The 18,132-nt window shown below is 64.4% G+C and carries 13 protein-coding genes and 1 pseudogene; 10 read left to right on the forward strand and 4 right to left on the reverse strand.

Going from position 1 to position 18,132, the window contains the following annotated elements; translation table 11 throughout:
- Positions 1 to 24 precede the first annotated feature (24 nt).
- Positions 25 to 987: a helix-turn-helix domain-containing protein gene (locus AC3ISR_RS12970; RefSeq protein WP_192300986.1), complete on the forward strand. Its 963-nt coding sequence runs from the start codon at positions 25 to 27 to the stop codon at positions 985 to 987.
- 198 nt (positions 988 to 1,185) lie between these two features.
- Positions 1,186 to 2,634 (forward strand): APC family permease, encoded by a 1,449-nt coding sequence (locus AC3ISR_RS12975; RefSeq protein ID WP_305392631.1) that lies wholly within the window; start codon positions 1,186 to 1,188, stop codon positions 2,632 to 2,634.
- On the opposite strand, the gene AC3ISR_RS12980 is transcribed toward AC3ISR_RS12975, so the two are convergent.
- The 3 genes and pseudogenes from AC3ISR_RS12980 to AC3ISR_RS12990 all read right to left on the reverse strand — a co-directional run.
- A complete protein-coding gene (locus AC3ISR_RS12980) occupies positions 2,631 to 4,124 on the reverse strand; it encodes an MFS transporter (RefSeq protein WP_489324784.1) in 1,494 nt (497 codons plus the stop codon). The genes AC3ISR_RS12975 and AC3ISR_RS12980 overlap by 4 nt on opposite strands.
- Positions 4,125 to 4,202: 78 nt before the next feature.
- Complete coding sequence (locus AC3ISR_RS12985; protein ID WP_370694912.1) at positions 4,203 to 5,045, reverse strand: methyl-accepting chemotaxis protein; 843 nt, start codon at positions 5,043 to 5,045, stop codon at positions 4,203 to 4,205.
- Between the two features lie 15 nt (positions 5,046 to 5,060).
- A pseudogene (locus AC3ISR_RS12990) lies at positions 5,061 to 6,254 on the reverse strand (HAMP domain-containing protein); the annotation flags it as partial.
- A 265-nt stretch (positions 6,255 to 6,519) separates the two neighbouring features.
- Here AC3ISR_RS12990 and AC3ISR_RS12995 point away from each other — a divergent pair.
- From AC3ISR_RS12995 to AC3ISR_RS13010, 4 genes are all read left to right on the forward strand, one after another.
- Complete coding sequence (locus AC3ISR_RS12995) at positions 6,520 to 7,968, forward strand: APC family permease (RefSeq protein ID WP_463984474.1); 1,449 nt, start codon at positions 6,520 to 6,522, stop codon at positions 7,966 to 7,968.
- A gap of 77 nt (positions 7,969 to 8,045) precedes the next feature.
- Complete coding sequence (locus tag AC3ISR_RS13000) at positions 8,046 to 9,467, forward strand: aldehyde dehydrogenase family protein (RefSeq protein ID WP_463984473.1); 1,422 nt, start codon at positions 8,046 to 8,048, stop codon at positions 9,465 to 9,467.
- A gap of 11 nt (positions 9,468 to 9,478) precedes the next feature.
- The gene (locus AC3ISR_RS13005) at positions 9,479 to 10,828 is read left to right on the forward strand and encodes an aminotransferase class III-fold pyridoxal phosphate-dependent enzyme (protein WP_463984472.1); all 1,350 of its coding nucleotides are present in this window, start codon (positions 9,479 to 9,481) and stop codon (positions 10,826 to 10,828) included.
- A 90-nt stretch (positions 10,829 to 10,918) separates the two neighbouring features.
- A complete protein-coding gene (locus AC3ISR_RS13010) occupies positions 10,919 to 12,232 on the forward strand; it encodes an alginate export family protein (protein ID WP_463984471.1) in 1,314 nt (437 codons plus the stop codon).
- 5 nt (positions 12,233 to 12,237) lie between these two features.
- On the opposite strand, the gene AC3ISR_RS13015 is transcribed toward AC3ISR_RS13010, so the two are convergent.
- A complete protein-coding gene (locus AC3ISR_RS13015) occupies positions 12,238 to 12,996 on the reverse strand; it encodes an IclR family transcriptional regulator (protein ID WP_192300978.1) in 759 nt (252 codons plus the stop codon).
- A gap of 209 nt (positions 12,997 to 13,205) precedes the next feature.
- On the opposite strand from AC3ISR_RS13015, the gene AC3ISR_RS13020 reads away from it, so the two are divergent.
- The 4 genes from AC3ISR_RS13020 to AC3ISR_RS13035 are packed head-to-tail and all read left to right on the forward strand — an operon-like array spanning position 13,206 to position 18,124.
- Positions 13,206 to 14,747 carry an acetolactate synthase large subunit gene (locus AC3ISR_RS13020; RefSeq protein WP_463984470.1) on the forward strand — a complete coding sequence of 514 codons (1,542 nt, stop codon included), beginning with the start codon at positions 13,206 to 13,208 and terminating at the stop codon, positions 14,745 to 14,747.
- An 11-nt stretch (positions 14,748 to 14,758) separates the two neighbouring features.
- Positions 14,759 to 16,249 carry an aldehyde dehydrogenase family protein gene (locus AC3ISR_RS13025; protein ID WP_192300976.1) on the forward strand — a complete coding sequence of 497 codons (1,491 nt, stop codon included), beginning with the start codon at positions 14,759 to 14,761 and terminating at the stop codon, positions 16,247 to 16,249.
- Positions 16,250 to 16,276: 27 nt separating this feature from the next.
- Positions 16,277 to 17,071 (forward strand): SDR family NAD(P)-dependent oxidoreductase, encoded by a 795-nt coding sequence (locus AC3ISR_RS13030; RefSeq protein ID WP_192300975.1) that lies wholly within the window; start codon positions 16,277 to 16,279, stop codon positions 17,069 to 17,071.
- Between the two features lie 12 nt (positions 17,072 to 17,083).
- On the forward strand, positions 17,084 to 18,124 hold the full coding sequence (locus AC3ISR_RS13035) for a WD40/YVTN/BNR-like repeat-containing protein (protein ID WP_226457058.1): 1,041 nt from the start codon (positions 17,084 to 17,086) through the stop codon (positions 18,122 to 18,124).
- The last annotated feature ends 8 nt before the right edge of the window (positions 18,125 to 18,132 follow it).

An 18,132-nucleotide genomic window follows, 5' to 3' on the forward strand; every position in this document is an offset into this window, starting at 1 on the left:
ATATGGGTAGAGGCTCCAGATACCATGAAAAACCAGACGATCAGCCATTTTCGCGACATCCACGTGCATGCCGCCACGGTTCAGCAGTGGAACCAGGACTACAGCCAACTCACTGCTGGCTCCGCCGAAAGCACGCTCATGCAACTGACGACGACCGGCTGTCACTTGTTTCTCGAACAGATCAACCAGCGTGTGGTGCAGAACGGCGTGGCCCCCCGCGACAAGATGTGCTTTGCCGTGCCCATCAACGTTCCCGGGTCGATCCGGATGCAGGGCCGCGACGTGGACGACAGCAGCCTGTTCTTCCTGCACGGTGGCGAGGAATTCATGTTCCATATGCCGATGGGCATGGAGCTGCTGTCCATCACCTTCGAGCGTGAAATGTTCGAGCAGGCGCTGGAGCAAACCCCGTCGGCGAAGGCACTCAACCAGTTGCTGCGCCAGCCGGTGATCAAGGTGTCGCCCCAGCGTTTCGCCCAGGCGCGTCGCCGCTTGCTGGCGCTGTTCTCCCAGGCCCTGTTGCACGACGACCTCGACAGCACCTGGGAGTTGGCGTTGGAGCAGGCGATGCTCGACGAGTTGTTGCAACTGATGCTCGACCCGGCCTGCGACAAGCAACAACGCAGCCCCAGTTCCACGCGCAGTTTCATTGTGGAGAAATGCCACCGCCTGGCGACCGCCGAGCTGCTCAACGTGCCCAGCGTGACCGATTTGTGCCAGCGCCTGCAGGTGAGTCGGCGCACCGTGCAAAACAGCTTTCGCGCAGTGGCCGAGACCACGCCGCTGAACTACCTGCGCTCGGTGCGGCTCAACGGCGTACGCCGCACCTTGATGACCACCCGCGCCCGCGAGCTGTCCATCGGCGACGCCGCCGCCCAATGGGGTTTCTATCACCTCAGCCATTTTGCCGCGGAGTACCAGGAGCTGTTCGCCGAGCTACCGTCCCAGACCACCCGCGCCGCCATCACCGGGTGCGTGCGCGCCTGAACAAAGACCTGGAATAACCGGCGCCAGCCGGGCAGGTGTCGTTGAGCCATTGGGTGACCGATTTGGGCTACCGAGGCGTTCGTGAGCAGGCATAGGATCGAATCCAGCGTGCGACAAGAACGACGAACCCTTCGGTGACGGTGAGCGGTTGACTGTGCCGATCCTCCAGCGACTGCCTCATACAATAAGGTCAACAACATGAGTGTACCTCTCCCGGTCAACCGCTCCACGGAGCTCAAGCGTGGCGCCCTGGGTGTCGGCTTCATCATCTTCTTTGTAGTGTCGGCGGCCAGCCCGCTGAGTGTGATTGCCGGCGGTTTTCCCATTGGCATCATGCTTGGCAACGGCGCCGGTACGCCGGCCTTGCTGATCCTGGCCTTGCTGGTGCTGCTGGCGTTTTCGGTGGGCTACACCACCATGTCCCGGCATGTGACCAATGCCGGTGGTTTCTACGCCTTCACCTCCCGGGGCCTCGGCGGCCTGGCCGGCGGTGCGGCGGGGGTACTGGCGATGTTTGCCTACAACATCCTCCAGGTCGGCTTGTACGGCATGTTCGGCGGGGTGGTCAGCGGCACCATGGCCAGTGTGTTCGGCCTGGCGCTGCCGTGGTGGGCCTATTCGCTGTTGGCGATGGCCAGCGTGGCGATCCTGGGGTATCGCAAGATCGACCTGTCGGCACGGGTGCTGTCGGTGGTGGTGATCGCCGAGTACCTGGCGATCCTGATCCTGGATTTCGCCATCCTCAAATCCGGCGGTGACAGCGGTATCAACCTCGATGCGTTCAACAGCACACATGTGTTCAGCGGCACGCCGTCGATCGGCCTGCTGTTCTGCTTCGCGGCGTTTATCGGCTTTGAAGCCACCACGATCTACGGCGAAGAAGCCAGGGACCCACAGCGCACCATCCCGATTGCCACCTATTGTTCGGTGCTGTTGATCGGCGGCTTCTACGCGTTGTCGGTCTGGTCGATGGTGGTGGGCGTCGGTGCGGACAAGATCGTGCCGCTGTTGCAGTCCCTGCAAGACCCGACGACCTTTATCTACGGCATGTCCGACCACTTTGTCGGGCCGCAGTTGACCCAGGTGATCCGCGTGCTGTTCATGGTCAGCATCTACGCTGGCCTGTTGGCTTTCCACAACGCCGCCGCACGTTACTTCTACGCAATTGGCCGCGACGGCTTGCTGCACAGTCTGCTGGGCACCACCCACCGCGTGCACCAGAGCCCGCACATGGGCTCGGCGTTGCAGAGCCTGATCTCGGCGGTGGTGGTGCTGATTTTCGCGGCGATGGATGCCGACCCGATCCTGCAACTGTTTGCCTGGCTGTCCAACCTGGCGACGTTGTGCGTGATCTTGCTGATGGCGCTCACGTCGGCTGCGGTGCTGATGTTTTTCCGGCGCCACCCTGAGCTGAAGGTCGGGCTGTGGCGCGGGCGGATTTTCCCGGGGTTCTCGTGCCTGGCGCTGCTGGCGGTGCTGGTGCTGGCGGTGGTGCATTTCGATGTGCTGACGGGCGCCAGCGTGGCCTTGTCCTATGCCTTGTGCGCGATTATTCCGGCGGCGCTGCTGGGCGGCGTGTTTCTCGCGGCTCGGCTGCGCAAGCGTTCACCGCAGCGCTTCCAGGCCCTGGGCAGTCACAAGCTCTAAGGCTGGACGGGGGCTGACGGCTTGCTCAGTTTGACCAGCAGCGCTGCAACCAACAGCAGCGCTGCCGATGCCGCCAACACCAGCACAAAACCGGCATCAAACGCTGAGCGGGCAAAGGCAATCAGCATCGCACGGCCTTCGGGCGCCAGCGTTTCGGCGACCACCAGCGCATCGTCCAGGCTGTCGAATGCCACGGGATCGCGGGTCAGCCACGTCGGAATCGCCACTCCCGCGGCGTACGCATAGATCGCCGACAACAGGCTGCCGGCCAGGGTCACACCGACCGCGCCGCCCAGCTCAAACGACACTTCCTCGATGGATGCGGCCATGCCGGCCTTGTCGGCGGGCACGCTGAGCATGATGGTGCTGGATGAAGCGGTCAGCGCCGCGCCAATCGTGAAACCCAAGGCCCCAAGGCTGATGAGTTGCAGGTACGCCGGCGCGGTGTAGAGCAACAGGTACGCCAGCATCGCGGCAGAAGACAGCAGCAATGTCCAGAACAGCATGCGCTGGTGCCCCAGGCGCGGCAGGTAGTAACCGGCCAGGGGGCCGGAGACGAAGGAACCCAGGGGTAATGGCAGGATAAACAGTGCAGCCTCCAACGGTGACAGGCCGAGCACCAGTTGCAGGCGCTGACTGAACACCAGCTCCATGCCGATCAGTGCGGCGGCCGACACCACCGCTGCGATCACCGCATTCCTGAAACCGGCGTTGCTGAACAAGCTCAGGTCGAGCATCGGTTGTGCGGCGCGGCGTTGACGCCGTACGAACAACCACAGGAACAGCGCACCGAGGACCAGCGCCACCAGCATGCCGTTGTAGGCGGGGGCGCGCTTGCCGAGCTCCTTGATTGCATAGGCCAGGCTGATCAAACCGATCATCACCTGCAACGAGCCCAGCCAGTCCCACCGTTTTTGCGTATCTGCGGGCGGATTCGGGATCAGTAGAACGCCGACGACCAGCGCCACCAGCACGATCGGCACATTGATCAAAAACACCGAGCCCCACCAGAAATGCTCCAGCAACAGGCCGCCCACCACCGGCCCGAACGCGGCGCCGCCAGACGCCACCGAGGCCCACACACCGAATGCCATGGCCTGCTCCCGTGGGTCGCTGAACGTGATCCGCACGATGGCCAGCGTCGCCGGCATCATCATCGCGGCACCGACCGCCAGAAAGCCGCGCGCACCGATCAGCACGCTGGCGGTTGGCGAAAATGCGGCAACCAGCGAGAACACGCCAAACACCGCCAGCCCGCCGATAAACAGGCGCTTGTGGCCGAGGCGGTCACCCAGGGTGCCCATGCCCAGCAGCAGCCCGGCGGCGATCAGCGCGTAGATGTTGACGATCCACAGTTTCTGCGACGGCGAGGCATTCAGCTCGCGGGTCAGGGTGGGCAGGGCGGTATACAGCACGGTCATGTCAATGACGATCAGCAGCAGGGCGCTGGAAATAATCGCCAGGATCAACCAGCGCAATGGAAGTGTCATGGGGGGGACTCGGAGGCAGGGGAAGCGTTGCAGGCAGGTTACTGTAACTCAGGCTCGGCGCGCGTGGCGCCGTGCCGTTTACACGCGAAAGTGCCCAACCAGTTGCTGTTGATGATTGGCCATGGCGTGCAGCGATTCACTGGCTCGCGTGGCGTCGTTCATCTGGTGGCTGAGTGTTTCGCTGATGCCACGGATGTCACTGACCCGATGGCTGATGTCTTCCACCACGGTGCTTTGTTCCAGGGCCGCGCTGGCGATCTGCTGGTTCATTTGTTCAATCACATCCACGGCCTGGGAAACCGCCTCCAGCGCCGAGCGGGTCTGTTGCACCTGGAGCACGCTGTGGCCGGCCTGCTCGCGGCTCGCCTGGGTGCTGTGCACCACTTCCTGGCTGAGCTGTTGCAAGGTTTCGATCACCGCGCGCACCTGTTCGACCGAGCGCTGGGTGTTGCTCGCCAGGTGCCTGACCTCATCGGCCACCACTGCAAAACCACGGCCCTGCTCGCCGGCCCTGGCGGCTTCGATGGCCGCGTTCAACGCCAGCAGGTTGGTCTGTTGGGCGATGGCGCTGATTACATCGAGCACTTGGCCAATCTGGGTGCTGCTGTCGGCGAGGGCGGTGACCTGCGTGAGGGTGCCGTCCAGGCGCTGATCGAGGCTATCGATGCTGCGCTCGGCCGTGGCGAATACCGCCTGGCCGGTTCGGCTGGCGTTTTCGGCGGCGGTGGCGGCGTCCGCGGCGCTGTGGGAATGGCGCGCCACTTCCTGGGCACTGGCGCTCATTTGATGCAGCGCGGTCGCGGCCAATTCCACTTCGCGGTATTGGCGCTGCATGCCCGTGCTGACCTCGCGGGCAATGCCCGATGAGGTGTCGGCATGGTTGCGGGTCTCCACGGCGGCATTTTGGATGGCGCGCATCATCGGTTGTAGCTTGTCGAGGAAACGGTTGAAGCCACGGGCGAGTCGACCCAGTTCGTCGCGTCGCCCGGCGGGCAGGCGTTGCGTGAGGTCGCCGTCGCCCTCGGCAATCGCATCCAGCAGGTTGGCCACCTTCAATATCGGGCGTGTCACGCCGTAGGCCGCGAGCCAGATCAGCAGCATGCCCAGGCAGCTGGCCAGCAGGCCCAGGCCCAGATTGAAGCGGTTGGCGTCGCGGTTCTTGTTGTCCAGTTCGCTTTGCATTTGCCGCGCGGGCGCCTGCACCAGAGCTTGCGGTACTTTGATCTGCAGTTGCCACGCCGGGTTGCCCGTCACGGTTTGCAGGGCCTGGCCCACGTCCACGGCGGCCTCGCTGACCGAACCGCTGCGCCCGGCCACCTGACCGGCGGGTGACAGGATCGTCACCTCGCTGGCCCCCGCGTACAGGTCCTGGCCGAGGTTGGCGGCAAGCTTTTGCAGGGTGTCGAGGCTGACGTCCAGGCCCAGCACGCCGAGTACCTGGCCATTGACGATCAGCGGCACGGAAATGCTGCTCATCAGTACGTCGCGGCCCTCCACCTGGCTGGTGTAGGGCTCGACCACGCAGGTGCGCCGTTGCGTCTGGGGGCAGCGATACCAGTCGGTATCCGGATCGGCGCCGGGCAGCGCATGGTTGGCGGTGATTTGCGCCTCGCTCAGCACATCCTGCACCAGTTGCCCCGGCTGGCTTTGCGACCAGTACAGCGCAAAGCGTCCGGTTTCGTTGCCGGCCAGGGCGGGTTGCGCGACGAAATCCGCGTCGGTACCGGCCAGTGCACCGGGCAACAGCACCACGTACAGGCCGAGCACGTCCGCGCGCTTGAACAGCGCCTGGCGGGTCACCTCCACCAGGCTTTCACGCAATTGCGCAGCGCTGAGGCGACCCTTGAGTGCCTGCTCGCGCAGGTGCACGACCTGTTCGGCGAAGCCTTCGCTGTACAGCGCCGCTGCGTTGAAAAAACGCTCCACGCGCAGGCCTTGGGCAACGGCCTGGGCTTGCAAACGCTCGACGGCGGCTTGCCCCAGCAACTGGCTGCTCTGTTGCTTGAGCAGGTTGGCGCTTTGTTGATTCTGGTACACGCCGGCACCGATCAGCGCGCCGACTACGGTCAGCAGGCACAGCCCGCTCAATAGGGTGATGCGCCATTGGAGGGTGAGGTGGGTTGAACGCATGGCTGAGGTTCCTGAAGAGAGCACGATGGCGCGAGCATGCGGGGCGTCTGGATAAGCGGCTATCCCGAATCGGCAAGCGCTGGCGGTGGCGGCTTGACCTGTTTTGGGGCGCGGGCTCGGATGCTACCGATTTGGGATAGCGAGGGGTTTGGGGCGGGCATAGGATCAAATTCAGCGTGCAACCAAAACAACAAGCTAACCGGTGCCGATGCGGTGTGGTCGGACCAACCCAACAGCGACTGCCTCATACAATAAGGTCAACAAAATGAGTGTTTCTATTCCGGTCAACAGCTCCACGGAGCTCAAGCGTGGCGCCCTGGGTGTCGGCTTCATCATCTTCTTTGTGGTGTCGGCGGCCAGCCCGCTGAGTGTGATTGCCGGCGGGTTTCCCATCGGCATCATGCTTGGCAACGGCGCCGGTACGCCGGCGTTGCTGATCCTGGCCTTGCTGGTGCTGCTGGCGTTTTCGGTGGGCTACACCACCATGTCCAAGCACCTGACCAACGCCGGTGGTTTCTACGCCTTCACCTCCCGGGGCCTCGGCGGCCTGGCCGGCGGTGCGGCGGGGGTGCTGGCGATGTTTGCCTACAACATCCTCCAGGTCGGCTTGTACGGCATGTTTGGCGGGGTGGTCAGCGGCACCATGGCCAGTGTGTTCGGCCTGGCGCTGCCGTGGTGGGCCTATTCGTTGCTGGCGATGGCCAGCGTGGCGATCCTGGGGTATCGCAAGATCGACCTGTCGGCGCGGGTGCTGTCGGTGGTGGTGATTGCCGAGTACCTGGCGATCCTGATCCTGGATTTCGCCATCCTCAAATCTGGCGGTGACAGTGGCGTCAACCTCGATGCATTCACTAGCAGCCATGTGTTCAGCGGCACCCCGTCCATCGGCCTGCTGTTCTGCTTCGCGGCGTTTATCGGCTTTGAAGCCACGACCATCTACGGCGAGGAAGCCAAGAACCCGCAACGCACCATCCCGATTGCCACCTACTGTTCGGTGCTGTTGATCGGCGGCTTCTATGCGTTGTCGGTGTGGGCGATGGTGGTGGGTGTCGGTGCGGACAAGATCGTGCCGCTGTTGCAGTCGCTGCAAGACCCGACGACCTTTATCTACGGCATGTCCGACCACTTTGTCGGGCCGCAGCTGACCCAGGTGATCCGTGTGCTGTTCATGGTCAGCATCTACGCCGGGCTGTTGGCCTTCCACAACGCCGCCGCACGTTACTTCTACGCGATTGGCCGCGACGGCTTGCTGCACAGCCTGCTGGGCACCACCCACCGCGTGCACCAGAGCCCGCACATGGGCTCGGCGTTGCAGAGCCTGATCGCCGCCGTGGTGGTACTGATTTTCGCGGCGATGGACGCCGACCCGATCCTGCAACTGTTCGCCTGGTTCTCCAACCTGGCCACGCTGTGCGTGATCTTGCTGATGGCGCTGACCTCGGTGGCCGTGTGCGCGTACTTCCAGCGCCATCCCGAATTGAATGTCGGCGTGTGGCGTGGGCGCATCCTGCCGGGGTTTTCCTGCCTGGCGCTGGTGTCGGTGCTGGTGCTGGCGGTGGTGCACTTCGACGTGCTGACCGGGGCCAGCAAAGTCCTGTCCTACGGCCTCTGCGCGATCATTCCGATGGCTTTGATCATCGGGGTCTATCTCGCCGCCCGCCTGCGCAAAAGCTCGCCATCGCGTTTCCACGCGCTGGGCAGCCACAAGCTTTAAGCCGCACCCGATTACCTAGGCAAAACCGGGCCGCCGCCAGTTGGCGCGGCCCGTCAGTGTGTGAAGGAAGGTTTCCAATGCAAAACTACACGATGCATATCAATGGCCTGCCAGTGGCGGGTGAACAGGGTCGCTTCGATGTGATCAACCCCGCCACCGGCAAGGTGTTCGCCCAATGCCCGGCGGGTTCGCTGGCGCAACTCGACCAGGCCGTCGACGCCGCGCACGCCGCGTTCAAGACCTGGCGCCACAGCAGCCACGCCGACCGTTGCCAGCGCTTGCTGGCCATCGCCACCGACATCGAGCAGGCAGCCGACGCCCTGGCCCGGCTGATCGTGCAAGAGCAAGGCAAGCCGCTGGAGCTGGCGTTCTCCGAAGTCATGGGCGCCGCCGCCTGGACCCGCTACGCGGCCGGGCAGGAAATCGCCGTGGAGTTGGTCGAGGAAACGCCGACGCAACGCATCGAGCTGCACCGCAAGCCATTGGGCGTGGTGGCCTCGATCACACCGTGGAACTGGCCGTTCATGATCGCCGTGTGGCACATCATGCCGGCGCTGCGGGCGGGCAACTGCGTGATCAGCAAGCCGTCGAGCCTGACTCCGCTGAGCACCCTGGGCCTGGTGGACATCATCGCCCGCCATGTGCCAAACGGCGTGATCAATTGCGTGACCGGCGAGAAAGGCTTTGGCAGCGCGATCACTTCCCACACCGGCATCCAGAAAATCGTGTTTACCGGTTCCACCGCCACCGGGCAAAGCGTGATGCGTGGCGCGGCAGGCAACCTCAAGCGCCTGACCCTGGAACTGGGCGGCAACGACGCTGCCATCGTGTTGCCCGGCACCCCGGTGGACGCGGTGGCCGAGGCAATTTTCCAGGCGGCCTTTCTCAACATGGGCCAGACCTGCGCCGCGCTCAAGCGCCTGTACATCCACGAATCGCAATACGCAGCGTTTTGCGAGGCGCTGACGCAAATTGCCGCGCGCCAGGTGGTGGGCGATGGCCTCGACGCAGGCGTGACCTTCGGCCCGGTACAGAACCTGGAACAACTGCAACTGGTGCAAGCGCTGGTCGCCGACGCACGGGCCCAGGGTGGCCGGGTGCTGTGTGGTGGCGCGCGCCTGGATCATGCCGGCTACTTCTATCCGCCGACCTTGGTCGCGGACGTTACCGACGGCCAGCGCCTGGTGGATGAAGAACAATTCGGCCCGGTATTGCCCTTGATCGCCTACCGCGATGTCGAGGACGTGCTGCAACGCGCCAATGCGGGCGACATGGGCCTCGGCGGCTCAGTGTGGGGGCCGGATGTCGCGCAGGCCGAGGCCTTGGCCAGTCGCCTGGAAAGCGGTGTGGCGTGGGTCAACTGCCACGCCCAGATCCAACCGAATACACCGTTTGGCGGCAGCAAGATGTCCGGGTTTGGCGTCGAGTTCGGCCTGGAAGGGCTGCTGGAGTTCACCGGACAACAACTGCTGTTTGTCCGCAAGCGCGAGGCTGAATAAGGAACATGAGCATGTACGAGAAATACAAGAACGCCGAGAAAAAATTCTGGCACCCCATGGGCTCCAGCGCCGCGCCGCACCGTGACAAAACCCTGGTCATCGCCCGGGGCGACGGCAACTACATCACCGACATCGACGGCCAGCGCATGCTCGACGGCGTGGGCGGGCTGTGGAACGTCAACATCGGGCACAACCGCGCCAGTGTGAAGGCGGCGATTGCCGCACAGTTGGATGAGCTGGCGTATTACCAGACCTTCGACGGCATTGCCCACCCTCGGGTGTTTGACCTGGCCGAACGGCTGACCGGCATGTTCGCCCAGGAGCGCATGGCGCGGGTGTTGTTCAGTTCCGGTGGTTCCGATGCGGTCGAGACCGCGCTGAAAATGGCCCGGCAATACTGGATCGCCAGCGGCGAGCCCGGGCGTACGCGCTTCCTGTCCCTACGCAACGGCTATCACGGCGTGCACATGGGCGGCACCTCGGTGGGCGGCAATGGGGTGTACCACTACAACCATGGCCAACTCCTCGCCGGTTGCCACTTGCTCGACACGCCCTGGCTGTATCGCAACCCCTGGGATTGCCGCGATCCCCAAGCGCTGACCGCGCACTGCATCCGCCAGTTGGAAGAGCAGATCGCGTTGCTCGGCGCCCAGACCATTGCGGCGTTGATCGCCGAGCCAGTGCAAGGGGCGGGCGGGGTGATCGTGCCTCCGGCCGACTATTGGCCGCGTTTGCGCGAGGTGTGCGACCGCCACGGCATTCTGTTGATTGCCGACGAAGTGGTCACCGGCTTCGGGCGCTCGGGCTGCATGCTCGGCAGTCGCGGCTGGGGCGTGGCGCCGGACATCCTGTGCCTGGCCAAGGGCATCACCGCCGGTTACATCCCGCTGGGCGCCACGCTGTTCAACCAGCGCATCGCCGATGCCATCGAGAACGGCCAGGGTTTCAGCCACATGATCATGCACGGCTACACCTACAGCGGGCACCCGACCGCGTGTGCGGCGGCGCTGGCGGTGCTGGATATCGTCGAAGCCGAAGACCTGCCCGGTAACGCCGCCAAGGTGGGGGCGCAGCTGCTGGAACAACTCCAGCCACTGGTTGAACGCTACGCGGTGGTGGGCGAGGTGCGCGGCAAGGGCCTGATGATTGCCCTGGACCTGGTCAGCGACAAACGTACCCGCCAGCCCCTCGACCCGGCCACGGGCCAACCGTCACGCATCGCCGACGAGGCGCGCCGTGCCGGTGTGCTGGTACGACCGATCGGCAACAAGATCATCCTCTCGCCGCCGTTGACCCTCACCCGCGACGAGGCGGGCTTGATGGTGTCGGCGCTGGAAGCGGCATTCGCCCGCTGCGGCTAGTTCCCGCGCATTCGGTGCGGCCCGCCCGCACCGACGTCACATCCCTATCTGAGACAGCCTATCAAAGGCGCCCCCCAAGGAGCTTCAGCCATGCGCTATCCATCGCGTCGTCCGGTACTTGTGTGCACGTTGGCGCTGTGCGCCCTCAACCAGGCCCAGGCCTATGAGTTGTACAGTGATGAAAGCCGGCATCTCAACGCCGACATGACCGCCGTGTTCGGGCACTTCAACAGTCGCAAGAACTATGACGGCACGTCCGGCGGTTCGACCTGGCGCGAAGGCTTTATCAAATACGGCCTGAGCGGCGACCAGGCCCTGGCGGGCAATGGCACGGCGTATGGCGCCTTTGCGCTGCTCAGCTCCGCAACCTGGGGCGACGGTGACCCGGCTGGCAACACCCTGGGCACCGAGCGCACCACCAAGATCGAAGACGCCTACCTCGGCTGGCGTTCCGGGGATCTGTTCCCGGCCCTGGGCAAGGACGGCGTGGATATTTCCGCCGGGCGCCAGGTAGTCAAGCTGGGCCGCGGTTTCCTGATCAACGATGACGGGCCGAACCTGGGCAAGGGCCCCGCCGATGGCCAGCTGAACCGGGGTGGCGCGTTTTACCTGGCGGCGCGGCATGCGTTCGACCAGACCGCATTTGTGCGCCTCGGCGGGCAGGAGGGCGTGCATGGCAGCCTGCTCTGGCTCAAGTCCGACAACCGCGCCCAGGCCGAAACCGAACTGGCCGCCGGCACCCTGGAGTACACCGCCAAACCGGGCACGCTGGGGTTGACCTGGGTCCACGGCATCGACGTCAACGAGCGGTGGGCCAGCGACTTTCAACGCCAGCGCAAGGGCATGAATGTCTACAGCCTGCGCGGTGAGGGCGACGCAGGCATGCCCAACGTCAGCCTGGCGTTCGAGTATGCCTGGCAGGACAAGGACGCCGGGCCGCAAAACGCCTGGTACGGTGAAGCCGGCTACACCTTCGCCGACACGGCCTGGGCGCCCAAGCTGACCTACCGCTATGCGCGCTATTCACAAAAGTGGGATTCGCTGTTCACTGGACTGAGCCAGGGCTACGGCACCTGGTTGCAGGGCGAAGTCGCCAGTAACTACAGCGGGCCGTTCAACAGCAACACGCGCGTACAGCACCTGGGCCTCAAGGCGACCCCCCTGGAAAACCTGACCCTGGGCGCGCTGTTCTTCGATTTCGATACTGTGCGCAAGGCCAACGCACTGAACCTCAACGCCCGCGAGCTGGACCTGTATGCCGAGTGGGCGGTGAACCCGCACCTGATCATCACCCCGCTGGTCGGCCTGTACAAACCGCAACAGGACGCCAGCTCGGGCGGCAATCAGGTGGGGAGCAACGGCACCAACGTGTACAGCCAGGTGACCGTCGCCGTGCCGTTCTGAGTCGCTCAGGCCGCCGGGGTGGCGGGCGGGTTGCGCATGTTGTCGGCGATGCGCCGGGTGGTGTCCATGACCATTTCGATCACGGTCTCCTGGCGCAGCAGCTTGAAGCTTTGCGTGCTGCCGACGGCCGACAGGCTGCCGACCACTTCGTCGAGGTCGGTCTGGATGATGGGCGCGGCGATCCCGGTCAGGCCCAGGTTGAGTTCATCGTGGGTCAGGCAGTAGCCGTCCTTGCGGATCTTTTTCGCGGCCTTGTTGAACCCCGCCCAGTCATAGGGGCTGGCGGGGTCGTTGGCCATGTGCTCGTCGAACAGGCGTTGCAGGCGGCGGCCTTTCTGGAACGCGATCAACACCTTCGATTGCGCCCCCCGGAAGAACGGCAACGGCTGCCCGCGTCCGAATGCAAAGTGATAGGTGTCGGTGGGTTCGGCAATGTAGGTGTTGATGATGCGCCCGTCGTAAAACACGCTGGCAAACACCGCCAGGCCGGTCTGCGCGGACAGCTCGTGCATCAACTCGCGACCGGCGACGAGGATCGGGTCGTACTGGCGCATTTTCCAGTCCAGCTCGATCACCCGCGGGCCCAAGCCATAGCTGCCGGCGTCCACGCGGGTCAGCAGGCCGGCGTCACACAAATCCTTGACGTAGCGGTACACCGTTGCCCGTGACAGGCCCATGCGCTCGGCGATGGTGTCGGGGTCGATCTTCAACGTCTGTGGACCGAACAGGTCCAGGACACTCAGCAATTTGCTCAGGCTACTCATTTCGTTCCTAGAAAAGGGGGGACGTGCTGCGTCGGGCTGGCGCAACACTACCGCAGTGAGAGAAAAACGCAATATTTGGCGGATTATTGGCTGTCTAAAAATCTAAAAAGTCTCAATAAATGAGATAAACACAAATAAAATGCTTGTTGATTGAATATTTGTGTGTGATAAATCTCATCACTGCAAACGCTCAAGCAAGAGGGCTGAAAATGAATGGTGCGCAACTGATAGTGAATGCGGCAGCGGCAAGCGGTATCGAGTACTGCTTCGCCAACCCCGGAACCACCGAAATTCCCCTGGTGGCGGCCATGGCCAGCGCACCTGCACTCAAGCCGGTGTTGTCGTTGTTCGAAGGGGTCTGCACCGGGGCCGCGGACGGCTACGGCCGCATCGCCGGCAAACCGGCGATGACCCTGACCCACCTGGGCCCGGGCTTTGCCAACGGCATCGCCAACCTGCACAACGCCCGCCGGGCCAACACGCCCATCGTCAACGTGATCGGCGACCACGCTTCATGGCACGTCAACTACGATCCGCCGTTGGCCAGTGACATCCAGGCCCTGGCCGGTGCCGTCTCCGGCTGGGTGCGCACTTCGCGCACCGCGTCGGGTATTGGCGACGACCTGCAGGAGGCAATGCGCGCGGCCTGGCAGGCCAAAGGCCAGATCGCCAGCTTGATTTTGCCGATGGACCTGCAAGCCCATGCCGTGACCCACAGCGGTGTATTCGCGCCGATCCGCCCGCCGGTGCGACGGTTTGCCGGCGATCGCATCGAAGCGGTCGCCAAGGCCCTGCGTGATGGGCTGCGCCTGGTGTTTATCGTCGGTGACGAAGGGCTGTCGGTGGCGGGCCTGGAAGCGGCGGGGCGCCTGGCACAACTGCCGGGTGTGCGCCTGTTTGCCGAGACCTTTCCGCGCCTGAGTTACCGTGGCGGTGGCTTGCCGGACCTGGATCGCCTGCCGTACTTCCCGGAAGTGGCGATTGAAATCCTCGAACAGTACGACCTGGTGGTGTGCGCCGGTGTGCCGGAACCGATCAGCTATTTCGGCTACGAAGGCATCCCCTCGCGCCTGGCCGAACGTGAGCGTCTGCTGGGGTTGGCCGATGTCGGCGACGACGTGGCCGGTGCATTGACCGCGCTCGCCGATGCCCTCCAAGCACCGGCCTACGTGCCGACGCCACAGGGCATCGAACTGCCGCCGGGGCATGCCGAACTCACCCCCCAGTCGGTAGGCCAGGTACTGGCTGCCTCGTTGCCGGACGACAGCATTGTTTCGGTGGAAGGCGGCACCTGCGGCTACCCATTTTTCACCGCTTCGGCTCGCGCCGCACGGCACCGGGTGCTCACCAACACGGGTGGCGCGATCGGTCAGGGCATTCCGGTGGGGTTCGGTGCGGCCCTGGCCGAGCGCGGCAACCGCGTGTACTGCCTGCAATCGGACGGCAGTGCCCAGTACACCATTCAAACCCTGTGGAGCATCGCCCGCGAGCAATTGCCGGTGGTGATCCTGATCGCCGCCAACCATCGCTACGCGATCTTGCAGAACGAATTGCGCCGTTTCGGCATGACCGAGCTGGGCCCGGAGGCGCTAAAGCTCACCGTGCTCGACAGCCCGCGCATCGACTGGAAAGCCCTGGCCAAAGGCTACGGCGTGCCGGCCTGCACCGTGCAAACCAATGCCGAACTGCAACGCGCGCTGGCCAACGCCACTGCCAGCAGCGGCCCGTGCCTGATCGAGATGGCGCTGTGAAGGAATCGACCATGAAAACGTTCGAAGTATTGCCCGCCGTCCAGGCCTTTTTGTCGCAACCGGGTCGCTTGTTTATCGGCGGCACCTGGCAGGACGCCGCCGATGGCCGCCGGTTCGCGGTGGAAAACCCGGCGACCGAAGACACCCTGACCGAAGTCGCCCAGGGCGGCGCGCGGGATGTGGATGCCGCCGTGGCCGCCGCACGAGCGGCCTTCACCGGCCCCTGGGCGTTGCAGTCACCGGCCCAGCGCGGCCTGTTGCTGTTCCGCCTGGCGGACCTGCTCGACCAGCACCGCGAAGAGCTGGCGCAACTGATCACCCTGGAAAACGGCAAGCCCATCGCTGCCGCGCGTGGTGAAGCAGCCAGCGCCGCGACCATCCTGCGTTACTTCGCCGGCTGGCCGACCAAGATCGAAGGCAGCACGTTGCCGGTGTCACCGGCCAGCGGTGCGCCGATGCTCAACTACACCTTGCGTGAGCCGGTGGGGGTCTGCGCGCTGATCGTGCCGTGGAACTTCCCGCTGAACATGTGTGTGTGGAAGCTCGGCCCGGCGCTGGCCACCGGGTGCGTGGCGGTGCTCAAGCCTGCCGAGCAGACGCCGCTGGTGGCGATCCGTCTGGTGCAGTTGATCGAGCAGGCGGGGTTCCCCGCCGGTGTGGTCAACCTGGTCACCGGCCTGGGCGCGGAGACCGGCGCACCGCTGGCCGAACACCCCGACGTCGACAAGATCGCCTTTACCGGCTCGACCCAGGTCGGGCGGCTGATCGCCCAGGCGGCCACGCGCAACATGAAAAAAGTCTCGCTGGAACTGGGCGGCAAGTCGCCAAACATCATCCTGCCCGACGCCGACATCGTGCGCGCCGCCAAAGGCGCCGCCGACGGGATTTTCTACAACCAGGGCCAGGTGTGCACCGCCGCGTCGCGTTTGTACGTGCACGCCAGCGTGCTGGATCAAGTCCTCGAAGAACTGCAAAAACATGCCGCCGCCCACGTGCTCGGCAACGGCCTGGACCCGGCCAGCAGCATGGGCCCGCTGGTGTCCGGGCGCCAATTGAATACGGTCAAGGGCTACCTGCAACGGGGCCAGGAAGAAGGCGCCGAGCTGATCTGTGGCGGCGGACGCCCGGCGCATCTGGAGCGTGGTCACTTCATCGCCCCCAGCGTGTTCCTCGATCGTGCCGAGGGTGCCTGTGTCGCCCGCGAAGAGATCTTCGGCCCGGTGCTGACGGTGATGAGCTGGAACGAAATCGACGAGCTGGTGGTACGCGCCAACGACTCGCCCTACGGCCTCGCCGCAGGCCTGTGGACCCGCGACCTGCGCTCGGCACACCGGGTGGCGGCGCAACTCAAGGCCGGCTCGGTGTGGATCAACTGCTGGAACGTGGTCGACGCGGCCTCGCCGTTCGGCGGCTACAAGCAATCCGGCTGGGGCCGGGAAATGGGTAAGAACGTGATCGATGCCTACACCGAGACCAAAAGCGTGTTTGTCGATCTGACCTGAACTGAATAATCACACGAGGTAGTTGCTATGGATCTGGAATTGAAAGGCCGCGTGGCCATCGTCACGGGTGGTGGTATGGGTATCGGCAAGGAAGTCGCACGGTTTCTCTCCGAGGAAGGGTGCAAGGTGGTGATCTGCGCGCGGCGCATGGCGTTCCTGCAACTGGCGGCCGAGGAAATCACCGCGCAGACCGGCAATGAAGTGCTGCCGTTGTTCTGCGACACCAACGACATGTCGGCCGTGTCGGAGATGGTCGAGGCCGCCTACAAGCACTTCGGCCGTATCGACATCCTGGTCAACGGCGCGGCAGCACCGTCCGGTGTGGTGCGCAATGACATCGAACATGCCGGCGACGACGAACTGCTATCGGACCTCAACACCAAGGTGATCGGCTACTTCCGCTGCGCCAAGGCCGTGACCCCGCACATGAAAGCCGGTGGTTTCGGACGCATCATCAACATCGGCGGCCTGACCGGGCGCGGCAGCAAAGTGCTGTCGGGCATGCGCAACCTGGCCATCGCGCACATGACCAAGACCCTGTCCGACCAACTCGGCCCGTCGGGTATCACGGTCAACCTGATTCACCCAGGCGTGGTGGATACCCCGCACATCCAGGAGCTGTACGAGCGTGAAGGGGTCAAGCAAGGCAAGACCCCGGCCGAGGTGGAGCAGGGCTACATCGACGCCACGCCGATCCGGCGCACCCTGGCACCGATTGAAATGGGCTGGCTGATCGGTTTCCTGGCATCCCCCAAGGCCGGTGCGGTCACCGGCGAATCCATTGGCATCGACGGCGGCCTGACCCGCGGCATCTTCATCTGAGGAGCATCAGCGATGAGTAACGGAACCCTTTTGGTGGCAACCGTCGGGCAGGCGGTGATCCGCAGCGCCGACGATGGCCGCACCTGGCATCGCCTCGGCCTGGGGCAGGACCTGGAGTTCGACGCAATCACCCGCTCGTTGAGCATGCACCCGGACACCCCCGAGGTGATCTACGCCGGTACGGATGTGGGCCTGTGTGTCAGCTACGACACCGGCGGCCGCTGGCAGCGCATCAACTCGCCGTTCAACGGGCAGACGGTGTGGAAAGTCGCGGTCGACCCGCAGGACGCCCAGCGGATTTTCGTCGGCACCGGCGCACCGTCGCGCGCGGTGTTGTGGCGCACCCTCGACGGTGGCCTGACCTGGGACCGCGCGCCGGTGGAAATCCCCGAGTTCTGCGACGGTGTCAGCCGCCCGCGCTTGCTGGCCTTCGCCTACGACCCGACCGACCGCAACCAGCTGTGGTTCGGCCTGGAAGAGGGTGGCCTGTTCCACTCCCGCGACGGCGGCGACAGCTGGACCCGCGTCGATGACCGCTTGCTGTGGGACTACAACTCGGACGTACACAACATCCTGGTGCTGCCCAACGGTGGCCAGAAAGTCATCGTGGTGGTGTGCGTCAACGCGGTCTACCGCAGCCTCGATGAGGGCCTGACCTGGACCGGCATTATCGGCCGTGAAGCCTTCGGCCTGTATTACATCCGCGCCATGAACGCGCCGCTGGGCACGCAAAGCGATCTGTACCTGAGCATTTCCGATGGTACGCCGGGCACCACCAGCAAAATCCTGGTGTCCCGCGATGCCGCGCTCAGCTGGGAAGTGCTGCCGCTGCCGCAGCAACCGAATTCCTGCGTGTGGGCGATTGCCATCAACCCGGCCAACCCACGGCAGATCGTCGCGGGCACCAAGTACGGGCATTTGTTTACCTCGGAAAATGGCGGTGAAGGCTGGCAGAAGCAGTGGCGCGATTTCAGCGAAATCGCCGATGTGCTGTGGACGCCTGCCGTGGCGCAGATCAAGGCCGGGCATCAATCCATCGTCAAAAAAAGCTGAGGTGGCCC

It is taken from the genome of Pseudomonas sp. GL_117 (genome assembly GCF_057835125.1).